We start from the raw sequence: 18632 nt of genomic DNA, 5'->3' as shown, positions 1-18632 counted from the left end.
CCCCAAAGGCGGACAAGTTGTGAAGCCTGCCTGCCGTAAGGCAAATCCGCGCAATATTGTGGAAATATAATGAAAACCTTTTTCGGTTTTAAAGACCGCCCACTTTTGTAGAGGGGTATTAGAAGTACAATTACACAGTCCTCGTGAGCGCAGCGAATACATGAGTTCCTAAGTAAACAATAAAAAGCTATGACTAATGCTACTTCATCGGCTCGGTCACGTTGTTGAGGCACGTTATTACTCGTACACGGCTTGTTCAGCGATTTTTCGGTTCTTTTTTAAATCCGATTTGACGCTATCCAATTTCATTCCGATTGTCATAAGTGGAACTTTGCCAAGAGGTAATCGAAGTGTTATATTTTCAGAGTAGACCGCGTCAATAATTGCTTTCGATGCTTTTACAGGATGTCCTTCTTGTTTTCCATCAACTCCTTTCAGTTTGGTTCTAAACGCTCCTGCCGTATCGGAATAATCATCAATTACTTTTTCGGCTTCTCCAAGTCCATTTCCTGCAAAATTTGTTCTGAACGGTCCTGGTTCAACTATCAAAACTTTAATTCCAAGAGGCTCAACTTCTTGTGACAAAGCTTCGCTGAAACCTTCCAATGCAAATTTACTTGCATTGTAAATCCCAAAACCTGCAAACGCCTTAATTCCACCGTGAGACGAGATTTGGACGATGTGTCCATTTTTTTCATTTCTCATATGTGGAAGTATTGCCTGTGTCAATTTCAACGTTCCGAAAAAATTTGCTTCAAAGACTTTTCGGGTCTCTTCCATCGATGTTTCTTCAATCGCCCCTACAAAACCAACGCCGGCATTATTGACCAAAACGTCAATACTGTCGAATTTTGAGACCAATTTTTCTACATTTCTTTCAATACTTTGTTCATCGGTAATGTCTAAAAGTATTGAAAAGGCTCTATTGGAATATTTCTCGTTGAATTCGTCAACTTGGGATTGCTTGCGAAACGTGCCGATGACGAAGTCGCCTTTTTCAATTACGGATTCGGCAAGTGCTTTACCCAAACCGCTTGATATACCTGTGATTAACCAAATCTTGTTTTTCATAATTCTTAATTTATAAGTGAGTATATTTTTCCTTTTTGGAAATAGTTTGCTGTCAAAAATAGTATGGTTGGTAGCAACCAAATGACATTGCCAACAAAGTCGTGTGCAACGTGAAGAACAACTATATTGAAAATTACAAGGAAGCCTTCAAACCAGCCCACAATTTTTGTTTTTGGGATAGCTAATAAAATTCCACCAATAATTTCAGCAATGGCAACAACTACAGATAGGTATGTTGAAAACATCGTTCCCATAAATTGCTGAGCAGTAGGGTCAGTTGGTGGTTCTACCGGAATAAAACCAAGAAACTTGTTAAGCTCAAAAAACGACCATTAAAATCGCCAATAGCCAATTTATGATGTTTTGAATTGAGTTTTTCATTTTGACCCATTTTCTAAATGGTTAATTATTTCAGAAGTCTCAACACGGTTTCTGTAGTCGCCACCCAATGATTTTGCGAAAGAAACGGTTGAATCCTTTTCAATGATGAATACCGCAGGTATTGGCAATTCTCTTGAATCGTCCGAATAGTGGGCGTCATAATCAAATCCGAGTTCAGTCATAATATTCACTGGTGCATCAGCATTTTTAAATACGGTTGTATATTGTCTTGCCACGATATTACCATTATCACTCAAAACTTCAAAATTGAGTTCATTTTTTTCTTTTACATTTAAAGATTCATCTGGAGTTTGTGGCGAGATTGCAACTAATTCTGCTCCTAAATCGTGAATCTCTTCCAACGACTTTTGATAATGTGACAATTGTAAATTGCAGTAAGGACACCACGAACCTCTATAAAATGTAAGGACGACTTTTCCTTTTTTAAGCAATTCTGAAAGTCTTACGGTTTTGTCATTTGCATTGGTGAGCGAAAAATCGGGTGCTTTCTGGCCTTCTTGTAATTTCAAGATGGAATTATGGTTTTCTTGAAGACTTTCTGCGTCATTGTCAAATACCGCAAGTGCTTCTTTTGGAAGCATATTACCTAAATTATCTCGCAAGTCTTTTAAGTTTTCTTGATAGGATTTTTTTTCTGTGTTCATTTTACCTTGATTTAAGTGAAGTCAAAATCGACAATACAAAGGTGTGGCGACTTACTTACTTTAAAAATGAACTGGATTATGAAATAGTCTTGAACTAGATTAAGATTTTGAAGCGAGGTCTCTTCTTATCTTGGAAAGAAATTCGGGTGTAAAGCCCAAATAGGAAGCGATAACTTTTTGCGGTACACGTTTGATCATATTTGGATAGCGATTGAGTAATTCCAAGTAGCGTTCTTCTGCTGTCAAGCTCAAATTGGATAATGCACGCTTTCTTGAAAAAGCAAATGCTCTTTCGGTCGAAATTCTAAAATATTCGCTCAAGGCGTGAATTTCCTTGCAAAGCCCTTCGATATCGTCATAGGTCATTTGAAGTATGGTTGAATCTTCTAAAGCTTCCACAAAAAGTGTTGCCGGCGTTTGGGTTATGTAACTGTAAAAATCGCTTACAAACCAATCCTCAAGTGCAATTTGAACGGTGTGTTCTTTGCCCTCGTTATCTATAAAATAAGAACGGAACGCTCCTTTGACTACGTAATTTCGGTATTGGCAAACGTAATTCGGTTGGTCAATAAACTGTCGCTTTTTGATTTTCGTAGTTCTGATTATGGCAATCAATTTTTCCGTTTCCTCGTTGGTAAGAGTTACGTATTTTCCGATATTTTCTAATATGCCTTTGTATTGTTCCAATGTTTTTTCAAATGTGCCACGAAGCAGTGCCATCCGCCAAAGGCGGACAAGTAGACGTCCCTGCCTGTATCCTATGGTTAAAACAAATATTCTTCATAAATTTTTTCTATCATGAGATGAATTTCATGGTATCGACATACGGTGTGCCGCGCCTTACCACTGCGAACGCCCTGGCCAGTACCTTGTTCCTTATGATGTTCATTGTGGACATTTTGTCCTTTCCCTCACCGATCCTTTTTTCATAGTATCTTTTCATTTCGTGGCTGTACTGTACGGCGGTACATGCGCACATGTTCAACAGCACCTTTCCTTCCTTGTTGGCCATCCTGTTGACCTTCGTCCTTCCCTTGAGACTGGTCCCGGAGGTATTGGGGAAGGGTGCGATCCCGACGTAGGAGGCGAACTTCCTCCAGCTTGCGAACCACTTGAACCCATTGGTGTACACGATAAGGAACCTTGCCGTGACCTTTCCGATGCCCTTGACGGTGAGCAATAGGGTGAACATCCCATTGAGCTTCGGGTCCCGTGCGATAAGCCCGTCGATATCGCTCTCCAACGCCGCAATCTCTTTGTCCAGGCAGTCGATGATGGCCTTTTGACAGCTGTACAGGCGTTGGTGCGGGTCTCCGCCCAATACCCTTCGCTGCTCACCCAGGTTCGCGATATGGCCCGCCCGTTGGGCGACCAGTTTCCTGCGCAGGGACATGAGCCTTTTCATGTCCGCCAGTTTCGCATCCGGTCTTTGGCGCGGTACGAATTCCTCCCTAGTGCGCCATCCGTAAAGGGCTATCCGCTTTGCGTCCGCCCTGTCGTCCTTTCCCCTGGCAATGCCAAGGGAGCGTTTGATCTCCAGGCCGGGAACGATACGGTAGGGCAGCCTCGCCGTATCGAGGAACTCTTCGAGCGTGTCGCTATAGAGCCCCGTGTGCTCGAATACGAAAAGAAGGCCGTCCATGGCCGGGCCAAGGTTCTCATTTGCCCATACGCACATTTCCTTGATGCCATCCACGGTATTGGTGAACCTTTCCGCAACGCCTTTTAAGTGGATGTGGGCGTCCAATGTTAATTTACTCACGTCGATACCGATAATTTCCTTGATTTCCATAATTTTACCATGTTTGAAAATGGTCGCTTAAACTAAGACCTTTAAAAGTCGAGGCTGAAATCCTATATGGTTCTGGGCGACCGGTTAGAAGAACGGGGACTGATACAGGCAATAGGTCGTCAACCTTGGCCGACAGAAAGTTCACCCCGTTCTTTTTTTATGTTTCAATAAAGTTATGAACATTTATAGGAGTTATGAGTCTCCCCCGGACCCCCTCTTTTCAACACGATCATCATAATAGATTTTATCTATAAGGCAAATCTAAAGGCCGGTCAGGTCTGCGCAATTATATGGAAATATAGTAAAAAATCCCGTCAGGATTTTTTGCGGTATAGGGAAAGCGAACATGCAGACCTTTCGAGCGCAGCGAATACATGAATTCCTTAATAAACAATAAAAACTATGAACTAATGCTACATTATCGATTGGCAATATGAGACGGTTGGGTTTACGGAAGGCATCTATATCAACTGAGGAAAAAGATGATTCGAGAACGAAAGCCCTGTAAGGCACCGAATACCAACTGATTAAGGTGTGTTAGGCACTGGTATATTTAATTCAAAAGTATTATTTTAATTACCATTCCCGGAGCAGAGATATCACCTTCATCACCGGCCATAGTTCCTACAGAATCAATCAAATCGCCAGGAATGATTACTTTGTTACCTTCAACGGATACTTTTTGTGTAATATCAATGGCAGTATCCGCCATTAAATCCTGACCATATACCTTCACATTTTCAGACAAATTTTCTGATATTTCTAAGGTTAATGATTTATATTGACCAAAAATTCCAATATGCTTATTAAGCTCTATCTCTTTAAGTATGATATCAGCCTTCGGTTGTTGCCAGCTATTATTGGGGGTAACTCTACCTTCAGTAGCAATTGCCACAGCACCACTTGGAAATTTTGAAGCCATGACAAAAGGTGCCAACCCATTTACTTTAACCTCGGGCAAAGATAGGTTACGTGTCATTATTGCAGGCGCGCTTTGCCTCACCATTTTACCATGAGAATTTTTAAACCAGGTATGCGCTTCTGTAAAAACAATACTATCAGTATTAAGGCGTGAAGAAAATTCATAAGTACCATAGCCTGCCGGCATAGGAGGAGCAATTCGTTGCCAACGTGCAAACCTATCCATTTCATTCAAGCGTTTATCGACATGACGGTCTCCTGCAATTTGCAAGTGATAATCCTTTCCTTTATACATTCTAGGGGTCGTCATTGGGTGACGTTTTACCCCAACAACAAGACCCAAAGCTGCTGCAATATTACAATCATCTTGAATATTAAGTACAGCTCTGTATTCACTATGACCAGCAGTATTTTCTAATATATCGTGTACACGTTGCATAGTAACCGTACTTACTAGTAAAGGTGCTGCATCGTAGGTTCTGAATACATCAGTGTTTTTAATCACTTCTAATGCTTGTTCAATTCTAAAGCCTTTATTGTGAATTGAAGAATCTGCTTTCTTATCGATAGTTTTTTGATTGCTGTATACGGATGGATATTCACGTAATCCTTGTATATCCCAAAAATTGTTTAGAGGGCCACCAGCACCTGTAATATGCTCCAGTGTAAGCTCAGGATAAATTTTATTCTTTATTTTTGTAGCATAAAAATGTTTGGTGTCTCCCCCGTCAATTTTCCAATATTCAATGCCCGCAAACTTGCTCCATTCCACATGCTTTCCCATTTCTTCTTCAGTAATTCTTCCTCTAACCCATAATGCGAGACCTCTCCAGCCCAAAGCTTTAATTTCCCTGTTCATTTCCTTTATTTTTTCTTTAGGTCCTAAATGGTTGTATTTAGGAAAATCAAGGGTATCCATCATCAAGGTAAAGAAGGTGTTTTCTTCAATGGTTTTATCTTGCCAACCGTGGTCTATCAAAAAGAAATAATCACCTCTTGTTTTGGGTAACATTACTTTGGCCATCCCTTCTTTTCCAAAGATTGTTTCCTCGTTCATGCCTTCTCGAGCAGCTTTATTCGAATACACCTTTTTTGGATCAGGATTTTTCACTTCCTGCCCTTTATTAATCAAATAATTTTGCCAATACCATGTACACCAATAATTTGGGGCTTTACTAGCTTCATTAGGAACAAGATTTATAAGCTCTTCTTTTTCGTTACATCCAAACAAAAGGCATGCTGTAAGAACTGTTATAATTGTTTTTTTCATTGTATTATTTTGTTTCTATTCTAATGGTTGTTATCAACTTGCTTGCTAGTGCCTAACGCAGCGCTAACCTCCAAAGGCGGACAAGTTGTGAAGCCTGCCGGCCTTTAGATTTGCCTTATAGATAAAATCTATTATGATGATCGTGTTGAAAAGAGGGGGTCCGGGGGAGACTCATAACTCCTATAAATGTTCATAACTTTATTGAAACATAAAAAAAGAACGGGGTGAACTTTCTGTCGGCCAAGGTTGACGACCTATTGCCTGTATCAGTCCCCGTTCTTCTAACCGGTCGCCCAGAACCATATAGGATTTCAGCCTCGACTTTTAAAGGTCTTAGTTTAAGCGACCATTTTCAAACATGGTAAAATTATGGAAATCAAGGAAATTATCGGTATCGACGTGAGTAAATTAACATTGGACGCCCACATCCACTTAAAAGGCGTTGCGGAAAGGTTCACCAATACCGTGGATGGCATCAAGGAAATGTGCGTATGGGCAAATGAGAACCTTGGCCCGGCCATGGACGGCCTTCTTTTCGTATTCGAGCACACGGGGCTCTATAGCGACACGCTCGAAGAGTTCCTCGATACGGCGAGGCTGCCCTACCGTATCGTTCCCGGCCTGGAGATCAAACGCTCCCTTGGCATTGCCAGGGGAAAGGACGACAGGGCGGACGCAAAGCGGATAGCCCTTTACGGATGGCGCACTAGGGAGGAATTCGTACCGCGCCAAAGACCGGATGCGAAACTGGCGGACATGAAAAGGCTCATGTCCCTGCGCAGGAAACTGGTCGCCCAACGGGCGGGCCATATCGCGAACCTGGGTGAGCAGCGAAGGGTATTGGGCGGAGACCCGCACCAACGCCTGTACAGCTGTCAAAAGGCCATCATCGACTGCCTGGACAAAGAGATTGCGGCGTTGGAGAGCGATATCGACGGGCTTATCGCACGGGACCCGAAGCTCAATGGGATGTTCACCCTATTGCTCACCGTCAAGGGCATCGGAAAGGTCACGGCAAGGTTCCTTATCGTGTACACCAATGGGTTCAAGTGGTTCGCAAGCTGGAGGAAGTTCGCCTCCTACGTCGGGATCGCACCCTTCCCCAATACCTCCGGGACCAGTCTCAAGGGAAGGACGAAGGTCAACAGGATGGCCAACAAGGAAGGAAAGGTGCTGTTGAACATGTGCGCATGTACCGCCGTACAGTACAGCCACGAAATGAAAAGATACTATGAAAAAAGGATCGGTGAGGGAAAGGACAAAATGTCCACAATGAACATCATAAGGAACAAGGTACTGGCCAGGGCGTTCGCAGTGGTAAGGCGCGGCACACCGTATGTCGATACCATGAAATTCATCTCATGATAGAAAAAATTTATGAAGAATATTTGTTTTAACCATAGGATACAGGCAGGTAGTGCTTGATATGTGGCGTTGACAAGCCGTCGTGGCGTTGTCGGCGGGAATACCTAACGCCTACGCCCTAATGTGATCTGTCATAGCGCTGCGATGATGTAGCATTTCCCGCTTGCCTCCGACGAGCCCTTTTCAGGCGAGAGGAAGGCACTTGGGAATCGAGGTACGAGATGTAGCCTATAGGGTCGCCACAGGCGAATGCTACATCATCGGTTGGTGTATGAGCAGTAGCGGGTTTTTCGCGACTGCTTTCAGATAGCAATATACTTTTTTTAAACAAAAAACGGTTCAAGTTTGCACTTAAGCCGCTATTGCTTATACACCGTGTTGGGTGCAGTATTTTATTCGGTTAATTCTTTACGAATTCTGCTTAATGAATTCTTTGTAATTCCGATGTAAGAAGCCAAGTAGTTTAATGGGATCCGATTAACCAAGGTCGAAAAACGATTATGAAATTCAGTGTATCTGGTTTTGGCATCTTCGGCAAGCATTGGACTTATTCTGTTTACTTTCTCCATCAGTGCTTTGTTAGTTATTTTACCAATTATTTTGTCCCAACTGATTATTGTGTCTGATAGATTTGTAAGGTCTTTTCTACTAAAAATCAATAATTGTGTAGGTACAATTGCTTGAATATATTCGCCTGACGGAATTTGAAAATTGTAGCTATTTAGGTCAACTGCAAAATTGTTTTCGTCAATAAAATAACGAGTAATTTCTTCGCCCTCTTTATTGTAATAGCAAACTCTCAAAATTCCCTCTTGGACAAACGCGACTTGATTCGCTGTTTTTCCAGCTTCTGAAAAATAGTCCCCAATTTCCAGTTTTACTGACTTAATCGAGTTTTTTATAAGCTCAATTTGTTGTGCGTTTAGTTGTTCATATTGTAACAAATAATTGATTAGACTTTCCATAGTGGCAATTTACCAATTTCCTACTTTTCTTTCATAACGATATAAATTACCACTTTCCAACTCATCTTTCATAACGGTTAGAGCATTAGTCATTGGTGTTTTTATTCGTTTTTTTACAATGATGTTAACCAAAAAACGAGCAAAAAAATTCCTTGGAATAAATTCGTAAGTCCATTCTATATGAATTTTACCATTTTCGGTTTCTGTAAACGTCCAACTGCCGTTAATTTGTTTAATCAATCCTTTTAGAGAATTGGTGAAACCATTGACTTTGTAAGTAAAAGCCGAATGAGGTGTAACGCTTAAAAGTGTTTCTTTAGAAGACGTTCCGTCATCAAAAAATACCATTCTCGTCATTCCCGGTGTGTACCAAGCCTCTTTATTGCTAGTACTATCAACAGCAGGAATATTTTTATACCGTTTAAAAATATGCTCCAAGTCAATTGGTACGATATATTCAAAAGTCTCCTTTAATGATAAAGTACTTTGGATATCAACTGAAATTGTCGTTTTGGGGTAGCTTTTTTGAGCTTGTATTTGTGTAGATGCCATAAAAATCAGAACTAATAATATTACTGTTCGCATAATTTCTTCGTTGAATTACTATGCCACAAAACTATTGCTCTGGTATTAGACCTCTGTTACCAATTGGTAACAAAAGAAACTTGGTAGTTTAGCTTATTATTTTAACGATTTAGTTTCATACAGCTCTTCACCTTCAGAAGTTTGTATTTCTAGCGTTGCAATTTGCCTCTGTCATATTGCACCCAACGCAGCGCTATGTGTAGTCCTGCGCATTTTGTGGAAATATAGGGAAAACTTTTTCTGTTTTTCCGGTATTGGGAACGAAATGGGCAGGTCCAGATTACATATAGTGTTTGATATGTGGCGTTCATGGGCCGTCGTGGCGTTGTCGGCAAGAATACCTAACGTCTACGCCCTAATGTGATCTGTCATAGCGCTGCGATGATGTAGCATTTCCCTAGGTACGGGAATCGAGGCACGAGATGTAGTACCTAGGGTCGCCACAGGCGAATGCTACATCATCGGCTTCGGCTATGGCAAGTAGGGCGGTCGGACGGCACCGGCCATTCCGCCAAGCCCTTAGCCGAATCTTTTGCGTTCGTATTTATCTTATTCATTACAAATGCCGAATCCAAAAGATTCGGCGGTGTTAGCAAGTACGCCCGGGCCAATGGGAATGGGACTTTACGCCCTATTTGCTATAGCCATTTTTGCCATTAGTTTTTATTCCACATTGTATGAATAATCCAATGGAAGTTCAATTTCATCTCCCGTCGTTACCTGTCTTGTAAAATAATGGATGTCCGGATTATTCATTTTTAGAATTTTCAATTTAAAATTGTACTCTTCATAAATTTCATTAGGGTTGTCCGAAAACGAGTCCTTTCTAATATATTTTTCCGTAATTATTCCGTCAATCAATAAGTCTTTCGCGTTGTCAAATTGCCAATTATTGTTTGGGCAATTATAACTTACAACGCTCTTATTATTCGAGAATGTACTTACAGGCATTTGAACGGAAATTGTATCATTAACTTTAAAACTGTTATACAATTCTTTAGCTTTTTTCTTTCGACGGTTTTGGCAGTCCACGGTAGGCTTAAGCATTTCAATAATTCTGTTTACTTGTTCTTTAAGATTTACGTCCTTTTCGTTGAGATGTCTATGATATGATGTCAAAATTATACCTGACATATAGTCAAAATGATGTATTTTCAAATCATTAAAAAATTTTACAATTGAGTCCGATTTTGGATTGTGTCTAAGAAGATTATTTCTAATATGCAGTCCGATTCCGAAATGATAATCCCTAGGGGTGGTATCATTTTCTGATATACTCTTGAATTTATCAATCTCCTTTTTCTCCCAATTTTCGTTCAAATACTCAAAAGAATAAATTAGTTCTTTAGGTATTTCTTCACGTTTTTGGCAAGACGAAAACGTCAAAATTAGTACTAAGATTACAAAGTTCTTCAATGATTCAAATTAATGGCAACGCAGCGCTATGTGTAGTCCTGCGCATTTTGTGGAAATATAGGGAAAACTTTTTCTGTTTTTCCGGTATTGGGAACGAAATGGGCAGGTCCAGATTACATATAGTGCTTGATATGTGGCGTTGACAAGCCGTCGTGGCGGTGTCGGCAAGAATACCTAACGCCTACGCCCTAATGTGATCTGTCATAGCGCTGCGATGATGTAGCATTTCCCTAGGTACGGGAATCGAGGCACGAGATGTAGTACCTAGGGTCGCCACAGGCGAATGCTACATCATCGGCTCCGTATATGAAAAGTAGCGCTGAAAATAAGCGATAACTTTTCGGTTTAAACACAAACCGAATTTTTAAATTTTACTAGTTATCTTTTTTATTTGGAAATCGTCAAATTTAAAAATTTGGCGACTTTTCAAAAATGCCCAAACCTTTGTGTTAGCAATGATTCGCGCTATTTTTTATATACAATGTTACCCACAGGTTTTTTATTCATATATCATTTTTCGAACACTTTTTTCAGTCCGCTTAATATATTCAGCGTACTTTTCCTTTTCAGATTCTGTTGTGTAAATCAGTTCGTTGTTTTTATAGTAAAACAAGCGTTTAGTTTCAGTGCCTTTATTTCTTCCACGATTTTTAAATTCGATTAATTTGGCGAATATCATTTTTCCATCTTTGTAATAAAACTCAAATTCGTCATAACCTTTTTTTGCTGTTTGGCTATATTTAATTCGCAAAGGTGGATTGTCATTTTGATTTTCATAAAGATAGTATGCTGTCCAACCTCCATTTTTTCTGAATATGCTTTTGTAAATAATTGGTCCTTCTGCAATTCCTTCGTTAAATTCTTTTTCGGTTAGATTTATCTTAGCAACTTCTCGAGTTATTCTTGTTATTTTATTCAGATTTTCAACATTCGCATCATTGTTTTGTCCGACTAAAGTCAGAGGGAAAAATAGAATAATTATTATATTTCGTAATGTTTTTTTCAACTTGTGGGTAACGGTAAAGTATATGAAAAGTAAGGCAGTCGGTCAGCATAGTTTTTTCGGTTTAGCCTTGAGCCAAATCTTTTGCATTTTGTTTTTATCTTAATTCTCTAAAAGCCAAATCAAAAGATTTGGCGGTCATCCAAATGTACCCAAACTCTTGGTTTAGCAACTACTTGCCTTATTTTTTATATACAGTGTTGTAAGCTGGCTTTTATCCATAGTTTAATGCGAGTAAAATCAAAACAGTGATAAAACTAATTAAACAAATTGCTATAGATATTCCGCAAATCCAACTCCATAGTTTAAAGTAAAAAGAATCATTGTTTTCGCTGAAAATTTTGTTGATTTTCTTATCTGAAAAACCGAAGGCTGTTTTGAAAATATTTTTCACATATTTATCGGCTGTTTTGTACTCATTTGTTGACCATTCAGCTAACCGTTCATATTCGGTTTTTAAATAATCGACATAATATTTTTTTGATTCCTTTGACTGGGCTTGATTGTAAAGATTGACTACATCAAAATAATCGTGGTCAAAGTCCGCTTTAATATTCTGATAAATTTCGTGAATGTCATTTGGTTTTTTTAATTCCCTCGTTTCGGTTGGCATAGTCCTTTCTTTAGAAAAAGCTCCCTCCAAATAGAACATAATATTTTGATACTTGGTTAGAAATAGGAGGGCAGAAAATCTATAAACTATTCCCGAAACAAGTGTAACGGTCAATAGGCTTAGTACTAATCTCAATATACATTCGGAATAAATTTTATTAATGTCCGAGATGTTTGAAATGATAAGTGAAATTGCTGTTACTGCAAAGCCAACAATCCAAACGAGTATTTTGTCGTTTTGCTGAAAGTTGAATACAAAATTTGCTTTGGTTTTTTCCAAAGTCCCGTAGGTCTGTCTCAATCTTGTATCAAATGGTCTTTCCATTCACAGAAGTCTGTTTAGCTTGCTTACAACGGTTTCGTGTATGGCTCGTTGCGGAAAACGTCCAACGGACTTTTCCGCCGTAACCCTAAAGATAGCTGATTGCGGTGATTTCCGATTAGGAAATCCAACCGCAATGGGCTATACACAATGTGCCTGTTGCACAAGTTAGCGAAAAAGTCCGTTTTGATCATTGCCGATCCGATGATCGATCGTAACTTTATGTATGCAGGGAAAAAAGGATTACCAAGAAAAGCTGTTCGCCCATTTCCAGTTGAGCGAACGGATTCCGAAGGACAATTTCTACAGGCGTTTGAAAAGCGCCATCGATTTGGATTTCCTCTACAAACTGACCAAGGGATATTATGGCGATAGCGGCCAGAAGAGCATCGACCCGGTCGTGTTCTTCAAACTATGTCTGGTGTGCTATCTGGAGAACATCATCAGCGACCGCAAGCTTATCGACCATTGTTCGATGCGCTTGGACATCCTCTATTTTATCGGTTACGGTATCGACGAGGAACTTCCCTGGCACAGTACGATAAGCAGGACGCGGCAGCTGTTCCCGGAGTGCGTTTTCGAGGAGGTCTTCACAAGGGTATTGGCCCTGTGCGTTGAAAAAGGAATGGTCGGCGGCCACACCCAGGCCATCGACTCGGCACCGGTGAAGGCCAATGCGAGCATGGATACCCTGGAGCTGAAGGTGCCCGAAGAGGAACTGGACGAACACCTAAGAAAGGTACGTGCTCTCAGTTCGATGGACAGGGAGGAGCCGCACAGAAAGTCCAAGAACGACAGGTCCGACAAGGGACAGCGCAGCGTGACCGCCAACAAGAAGGAACTCGATGCGGTAAAGGGTCGCACCAAGAAGTGGGCCAAGGACCAGGACCAACGTCCCGGTGCGGGAAACAAAGGTTCGAAATACACAAGTAACAAAACGCATTACAGTCCCACGGACCCCGATGCCAGGATAAGCGTCAAGCCGGGCAAGGCGCGCAAGCTGAACTACCTCTCACAACTGAGCGTGGATACGGCACACCATGTCATAACGGATATCAGGGCCTACCATGCCGATGGGAAGGACAACCAACAGCTTCCCGATATCGTCAAGAGACTTAAGAAACGGTTGTGGGAGCAAGGACTTGTATGGGAGAACTGCGTGGCGGACACCGGCTACAGTAGCGGGGAGAACTACCGTTTTCTAGAAGAAAGGAACCTTAAAAGTTTCATTCCACCGCACGGTACGTATAAGGGCGGCCCCGATGGTTTTGTGTACGTTGAAGAACATGACCATTATATATGCCCCCGGGGCAAGGTGATCCCTTTTACCAAAGTTTTCCTTGACAGTCGCACCAGGACAAAGAAGAAGGAGTACCGTGCGCGGAAACATGTCTGCCTGGGCTGCCCCATACGGGAACGGTGCCTGGGCAAGTCGGCACAGGAGAAGAAGTTCAGCGTTACCTATTACCGTGATGAGTATGAAAGGAACATAGCAAGGGTCGAAAGCCCGCAGGGCAGGCACATGAAGGGCAAGCGGCAAAGTACGGTCGAGCCCGTGTTCGGCACGCTCACACAGTTCATGGGGCTACGAAAGATAAATACCATCGGCCTCGCACAGGCGAACAAAGGCATGCATCTGTCCGCTATGGCCTACAACTTGAAAAAGTACCTTAAGTTCGAACAAAAACGCTCGAAAAGCGGGGCGGGCCAACTCACTTTGGCCACTTTGTCGAAAAGCACCCTTGGGTTCCTCTTCGGGGCTCCGGGCGAGCATCCGAAATTTAACCTTCACTAATGATGGGACAATAAAAAAGCCCCGAAAAGGGGCTTATAATAATCCGTTTTCTTGCTGATCAAGGGCTTGTGCAACGGTTACCAATTTTGTAGCCAGTTTTTATTCCGCGTGTTCAATTATTTTGTCCGCTAAAATGCTCAATTTTTGATGCACTTCAGGCCCAGAAACATTGGTTATGATAAATACTCCTGTGTTAGTTTCTGGTAATAAGGTCATCCAACTTGAAGTCCCGAATGCTCCACCATTTTGAAAAATCTTTCTCGCCTTTTCTCCATTTTTAAAGATTTGCCAAAACAATCCGTTTTCAAAATCCCCGTATTTACCGTCAAACAATTCTTGATGAGAAATTTGAATTAATGGGTTGTTTGTATCTAATCCGAATTGCATATATTTTATCATATCATCGAGAGTTGAAATTATACCTCCCTCGGCATTTAGTTCTTTTTCGGCTCTTGCGGGCATTTCGATTCCTTTGACATTTAGTCCTTTGGCTAAAAATTGACTGTTATTATTAGAAATTCCGACATAGGTGTTTTCCATTTCCAAGGGTTTGAGAATGTGATTTTTTACTAAATCCTCGTATGGGTTTTTATACATTCTTTCAAGGCACAAGCCTAGTAGGTTTGCACCCGAGTTTGAATAACTAAATTTATAACCCGATACCGTATCCAATTTTACTTGATGCAGTTCCTCCAAGAATTGTTTTTCGGTAAATCCAGTCTGTAATTCGTTAATTCTAAAAGGTAGTTCGTCCCAATCTGGGTTCTCAAATATTTCGGGTCGATTGGGAAACATGTTCGGTAATCCGCTTGTGTGGGTTACCAAAGACCTGAATGTAATAGGCTGTCCGTTGAATTCCAAGTTTGGGTAACTTTCGGGTAGATATTTTCTTATATCATCATCAAGTCCAACTTTTTTGTCCAAAATTGCTTTTGCCAATAAAGTGCCTGTAAAGGTTTTCGTTAAAGAAGCTATTTCATAAAGAGTATGTTTGCTCGGACTTTTGCCGTTGGTCAATTTGCCTTTATGGAATTTGTAAATTTTGCCATTTTTTATAACTCCAACCGAAAGCGATTTTATTTCTCCATTTCTTAGTAAAGAGTCGCATTCATTGCTAATGAAATTGCCCAAATTGTCCTGACTTTGACAGCTTACAACTCCTGAAAAGGTCAAAAGAAATAGTAATAAAGAGGATAGTTTTAATTCCATTGTTCGGTTTTCCCTAAAAGACGATTGAAAAAACTGGATGTTGCAACTATCTATAGACTTCATTTAAATTGGCTACAACACGTATATATGTGCATGTTTTTAGTATACCCTTCTAAAGTACGGTTTTTTCACAAAGCACAACACCAATCGACGGTACAAAGTGATTTTCGATTACGCATTTTGTATATCAATTTACTATTTTTAGTTTTTTTGATATACAAAATGCGCAAGTGATATACGAAATGCGTAATTGGAATTAGACACCAATTACGCCCGCTTTTTTATTTTTTCATCAAAATGGCGGTCATCCGTTTGATACGATCGGCCAGTTTTTCGCTCGAAAGTTTTTCACGGCTTAACCGATCGGTAATCAACGGAAAAGAGAAGGGGGTGACCTGGTCACAGGCCTTCCAAACGATGGTTTGGGTCGCGATACGTTCCAGGGCCAGTCGCAAACGGCCTTCCTCCAATTGGTGCTCGAAGGTCTCCGTAAAGGCCTGCTGGAACAACAGATTGTCGGCCTCATAATCCCGAAATACGTCAAATAGCAACTGCGAATTACTTTGTAGGTGTTTCATTTTTATACCCTTATTGGGGTAGCCCGTAAACACCATACCACTAATGACCGCAATATCCCGGAACTTACGCCGTGCCATCTCGGTAGAGTTCAGACTTTTCTGTAAATCGTCCAACATATAATCCGTGGTGAACAGATTATTATCCAATACCTGTTGCATATCTATTTCCTTGTCCGAGAGCATCTCGAAACCATAATCGTTAAAAGCCAGGGAAAAGGTGATGGGGGACAGCAAACTAATACGATAGCCCAATAAACTGCCCATGGCCTCGTGTACAAAACGCCCCTCGAAGGGGTAAAAAATATGATGGTAACCATCGCGGGTCTTAAAGGTCTCGATTAAAAACTCATCGGGATTCGGTACGATGCTTTCCCGACGCTGCCGTTTAAAAATATGGTCGAGCGACCTGATTTCCTTCGATTGGTGTTTTCGGTCTTGATTGGCGGTGTAGAGTTCTTCCCGCAGTAGTTTCGACATCTGGGCCGAAAGGGTCATGCGTCCCCCGGCCCATGCGGGCACCTTGCTGGTTTTCTTGCTGGAATTTTTTACGTGCACCTGCATCTCCTTAATGCGTATGAATTCCAGATTGCGACCGGCGAAGGTAAAGACATCGCCACGGGTCAATTTGGAAACGAAATATTCCTCTATGGATCCGATATAGCCTCCTTTTTGGTACCGTACCGTAAGATTGGCATCGCCTACGATGGTCCCGATCTGAAAACGGTGCCGCATGGCAATACCGCGATTGTTCACTTTGAACAGGCCGTCCTCTTCGATTTCGACCTTCTTGTATTCGTCATAGGATTGCAGGCTCTGGCTGCCCATGACCAGAAAGTTCAACAGCCACTGCCACTGTTCTTCCGTCACCGCCTGGTAACAGAATGTCTGCTTGATTTCGTGAAAGATTTCATGCGGATAAAAGCCATTCGAGATGGCCAGGGTGGTCAGGTATTGCAACAGCACATCAAAACTGTTCAGGTAGGGCATACGATCTTCTACCGCCCTTTGCTGTACCGCCCGCTGTAAGGCCGAGGCCTCGATCAATTCAATGGCGTGGGTCGGTAAAAAATAAATAAGGCTTTCCTTGCCGGGTCGGTGCCCGCTACGCCCGGCCCGTTGTAAAAAGCGCGCGACACCCTTTGGTCCACCGATCTGTACCACCGTCTCCACGGGGGCAAAATCGACCCCCAGGTCCAGACTCGAGGTGCAGACGACTGCCTTTAGGCTTCCGTCCCGTATCGCATTTTCTACCCAGACCCGGGTCTCTTTGTTGATGCTACCGTGGTGCATGGCGATTTCACCGGCGTATTCGGGATGTTTTTCCAGTAATTTTTGAAACCAGATTTCGCACTGGCTTCGGGTATTGGTGAACAAGAGCGTGGTCTTGCTGTTGTTGATGACCGGTACCACATCTTCCAACAAACGCAGCCCCAAGTGGCCACGCCAGGGAAAGGTTTCCATTTCCTTGGGGATGATGCTCTTGACCGTAATCTTCTTTTTAAGGTTGGCCTTGATCATGACCGAGTTTTCCAAGGCTTGGGAGGTGGGGCCCAGCAACACTTCGCGTGCTTCCTCTAAATTGCCGATGGTGGCCGAAATGCCCCATATCCGAATTTTTTTGGAAAGTGCCCGCAGTCGGGAAAGACCGAGTTCCATCTGAACACCACGTTTGGTACCGAGCAGTTCGTGCCATTCGTCAACGACAATGGCAGCGCAATCCTTGAAGATTTTATCATAGCCCTTGGTCGCCAACAATAATTGCAAGCTCTCTGGGGTGGTGATGAGCAAATCGGGCATTTGCTTTTTTTGCTGGGCGCGCTCTTTGGTCGAGGTATCCCCGGAACGGATACCAACGGTCATCTGGGTCCCCAAATCGGCGGTAACCCTTTCGGCCGATTGTTTGATTTCTTGGGAGAGGGCACGTAGGGGGGTGATCCATATGGCCTTCAAGCCCTTCTTATGTTTGGTGCGGTACTCCGGATTATTTTTAATGTAGTTCAACACAATCGGAAACCAAAGCGCATAGGTCTTTCCGCTGCCCGTTGGGGCGTTTAGGAGTCCGTGTTTGCCCTGTAGAAAGGCCTTCCACGTCTGTTTCTGAAAGGGGAAAGGCTTCCAGTCCTGCGCGGCAAACCAGTTGTCGGCTATTTCGTAAAGTTGTTCTCTGTTCGTCATGGCGAGCGCAGCGCGGCAATTTGTTTATGGACTGCTCAAAGGTTTATTCTATGTATTATCTATGGTTAAAAAATTCTTAGCTATCCCGTTCATTCCGATGAACTCGAGACGAGTTCGATGTCTTCCCCATTCGTATTACTGGCGTTTATCAATTCTTCTTTCTTTTTTCTACGCCATGATTTTAGCTGACGTTCTCTCACAAATGCATTGTTCACTTCTTCGCATTCTTCAAAATAAATCAAAACATAATAATTGTATCGTTTTGTAAAAGTATTCGGGTAAATTCTGTAATGATGCTCATTTAGTCTACGTTCAATAGCATTCGTTGCACCGGCATACAGTACGGTCTTATTTTTATTTGTTGTGATGGATGTATATCCCTTCTTCTCTAGATTGTGCACGCAGCACAGCTGTCTATTGAACCTTTTTCGGCTATTAATTGCTACACGCTCCACTACCTGCCTAATTTAACTGTGACTACATTGCCTATATCCTTGGTTCGAAAGC

16 protein-coding genes are annotated in these 18632 nt (G+C 41.9%); 2 read left to right on the top strand and 14 right to left on the bottom strand.

Annotation, left to right across the window (positions count from 1 at the left end; translation table 11 throughout):
* Positions 1-237: 237 nt before the first annotated feature.
* The 6 genes from FGM00_RS15390 to FGM00_RS15365 form a co-directional block, all read right to left on the bottom strand.
* The gene (locus FGM00_RS15390) at positions 238-1071 is read right to left on the bottom strand and encodes an oxidoreductase (RefSeq protein ID WP_138853759.1); all 834 of its coding nucleotides are present in this window, start codon (positions 1069-1071) and stop codon (positions 238-240) included.
* Positions 1072-1076: 5 nt separating this feature from the next.
* Positions 1077-1325 carry a hypothetical protein gene (locus FGM00_RS15385; RefSeq protein WP_138853758.1) on the bottom strand — a complete coding sequence of 83 codons (249 nt, stop codon included), beginning with the start codon at positions 1323-1325 and terminating at the stop codon, positions 1077-1079.
* A 123-nt stretch (positions 1326-1448) separates the two neighbouring features.
* Positions 1449-2117, bottom strand: coding sequence for a peroxiredoxin-like family protein (locus FGM00_RS15380; protein ID WP_138853757.1), 669 nt, complete (start codon positions 2115-2117; stop codon positions 1449-1451).
* A gap of 99 nt (positions 2118-2216) precedes the next feature.
* Positions 2217-2804, bottom strand: a complete 588-nt coding sequence (locus tag FGM00_RS15375; RefSeq protein ID WP_236262815.1) for a Crp/Fnr family transcriptional regulator — start codon at positions 2802-2804, stop codon at positions 2217-2219.
* Between the two features lie 109 nt (positions 2805-2913).
* Positions 2914-3909, bottom strand: a complete 996-nt coding sequence (locus tag FGM00_RS15370) for an IS110 family RNA-guided transposase (RefSeq protein WP_138851450.1) — start codon at positions 3907-3909, stop codon at positions 2914-2916.
* Between the two features lie 553 nt (positions 3910-4462).
* The gene (locus FGM00_RS15365; RefSeq protein WP_138853756.1) at positions 4463-6100 is read right to left on the bottom strand and encodes a hypothetical protein; all 1638 of its coding nucleotides are present in this window, start codon (positions 6098-6100) and stop codon (positions 4463-4465) included.
* 369 nt (positions 6101-6469) lie between these two features.
* Between FGM00_RS15365 and FGM00_RS15360 the strand changes: the two genes are divergently transcribed.
* Entirely contained in the window at positions 6470-7465 is a 996-nt protein-coding gene (locus tag FGM00_RS15360; RefSeq protein WP_138851450.1) for an IS110 family RNA-guided transposase, read from the top strand.
* 392 nt (positions 7466-7857) lie between these two features.
* Here the strand turns inward: FGM00_RS15360 and FGM00_RS15355 are convergent, their stop codons facing one another.
* The 5 genes from FGM00_RS15355 to FGM00_RS15335 form a co-directional block, all read right to left on the bottom strand.
* Positions 7858-8430 (bottom strand): Crp/Fnr family transcriptional regulator, encoded by a 573-nt coding sequence (locus tag FGM00_RS15355; protein WP_138853755.1) that lies wholly within the window; start codon positions 8428-8430, stop codon positions 7858-7860.
* Positions 8431-8439: 9 nt separating this feature from the next.
* A complete protein-coding gene (locus FGM00_RS15350; RefSeq protein ID WP_138853754.1) occupies positions 8440-9015 on the bottom strand; it encodes an SRPBCC family protein in 576 nt (191 codons plus the stop codon).
* A 663-nt stretch (positions 9016-9678) separates the two neighbouring features.
* Positions 9679-10431, bottom strand: coding sequence for a DUF6794 domain-containing protein (locus FGM00_RS15345; protein ID WP_138853753.1), 753 nt, complete (start codon positions 10429-10431; stop codon positions 9679-9681).
* A gap of 499 nt (positions 10432-10930) precedes the next feature.
* Positions 10931-11437, bottom strand: a complete 507-nt coding sequence (locus FGM00_RS15340) for a hypothetical protein (RefSeq protein WP_138853752.1) — start codon at positions 11435-11437, stop codon at positions 10931-10933.
* A gap of 211 nt (positions 11438-11648) precedes the next feature.
* Positions 11649-12371, bottom strand: coding sequence for a hypothetical protein (locus FGM00_RS15335; RefSeq protein ID WP_138853751.1), 723 nt, complete (start codon positions 12369-12371; stop codon positions 11649-11651).
* 223 nt (positions 12372-12594) lie between these two features.
* Between FGM00_RS15335 and FGM00_RS15330 the strand changes: the two genes are divergently transcribed.
* The gene (locus FGM00_RS15330) at positions 12595-14163 is read left to right on the top strand and encodes an IS1182 family transposase (protein ID WP_236262814.1); all 1569 of its coding nucleotides are present in this window, start codon (positions 12595-12597) and stop codon (positions 14161-14163) included.
* A 99-nt stretch (positions 14164-14262) separates the two neighbouring features.
* Here the strand turns inward: FGM00_RS15330 and FGM00_RS15325 are convergent, their stop codons facing one another.
* The 3 genes from FGM00_RS15325 to FGM00_RS15315 all read right to left on the bottom strand — a co-directional run bounded on the left by FGM00_RS15325 (position 14263) and on the right by FGM00_RS15315 (position 18580).
* Positions 14263-15372 (bottom strand): serine hydrolase domain-containing protein, encoded by a 1110-nt coding sequence (locus FGM00_RS15325; protein ID WP_175416244.1) that lies wholly within the window; start codon positions 15370-15372, stop codon positions 14263-14265.
* A 281-nt stretch (positions 15373-15653) separates the two neighbouring features.
* Positions 15654-18125, bottom strand: a complete 2472-nt coding sequence (locus tag FGM00_RS15320) for a ligase-associated DNA damage response DEXH box helicase (RefSeq protein ID WP_138853749.1) — start codon at positions 18123-18125, stop codon at positions 15654-15656.
* A gap of 89 nt (positions 18126-18214) precedes the next feature.
* On the bottom strand, positions 18215-18580 hold the full coding sequence (locus FGM00_RS15315) for a GIY-YIG nuclease family protein (RefSeq protein ID WP_236262813.1): 366 nt from the start codon (positions 18578-18580) through the stop codon (positions 18215-18217).
* Positions 18581-18632: the final 52 nt, after the last annotated feature.

The organism is Aggregatimonas sangjinii (genome assembly GCF_005943945.1).
Classification (GTDB): Bacteria; Bacteroidota; Bacteroidia; order Flavobacteriales; family Flavobacteriaceae; genus Pelagihabitans; species Pelagihabitans sangjinii.
The sequence above is the reverse complement of the archived record's forward strand: the minus strand, read 5'-3'. Positions and strand labels throughout refer to the sequence as shown.

Bases quoted from the DNA above. Each gene is read 5' to 3' on its own strand.
- FGM00_RS15385 (WP_138853758.1), bottom strand. From the start codon at position 1,325: ATGGGAACGATGTTTTCAACATACCTATCTGTAGTTGTTGCCATTGCT.
- FGM00_RS15360 (WP_138851450.1), top strand. From the start codon at position 6,470: ATGGAAATCAAGGAAATTATCGGTATCGACGTGAGTAAATTAACATTG.
- FGM00_RS15335 (WP_138853751.1), bottom strand. From the start codon at position 12,371: ATGGAAAGACCATTTGATACAAGATTGAGACAGACCTACGGGACTTTG.
- FGM00_RS15320 (WP_138853749.1), bottom strand. From the start codon at position 18,125: ATGACGAACAGAGAACAACTTTACGAAATAGCCGACAACTGGTTTGCC.
- FGM00_RS15355 (WP_138853755.1), bottom strand. From the start codon at position 8,430: ATGGAAAGTCTAATCAATTATTTGTTACAATATGAACAACTAAACGCA.
- FGM00_RS15370 (WP_138851450.1), bottom strand. From the start codon at position 3,909: ATGGAAATCAAGGAAATTATCGGTATCGACGTGAGTAAATTAACATTG.
- FGM00_RS15390 (WP_138853759.1), bottom strand. From the start codon at position 1,071: ATGAAAAACAAGATTTGGTTAATCACAGGTATATCAAGCGGTTTGGGT.
- FGM00_RS15350 (WP_138853754.1), bottom strand. From the start codon at position 9,015: ATGCGAACAGTAATATTATTAGTTCTGATTTTTATGGCATCTACACAA.
- FGM00_RS15380 (WP_138853757.1), bottom strand. From the start codon at position 2,117: ATGAACACAGAAAAAAAATCCTATCAAGAAAACTTAAAAGACTTGCGA.
- FGM00_RS15325 (WP_175416244.1), bottom strand. From the start codon at position 15,372: ATGGAATTAAAACTATCCTCTTTATTACTATTTCTTTTGACCTTTTCA.
- FGM00_RS15330 (WP_236262814.1), top strand. From the start codon at position 12,595: ATGCAGGGAAAAAAGGATTACCAAGAAAAGCTGTTCGCCCATTTCCAG.
- FGM00_RS15365 (WP_138853756.1), bottom strand. From the start codon at position 6,100: ATGAAAAAAACAATTATAACAGTTCTTACAGCATGCCTTTTGTTTGGA.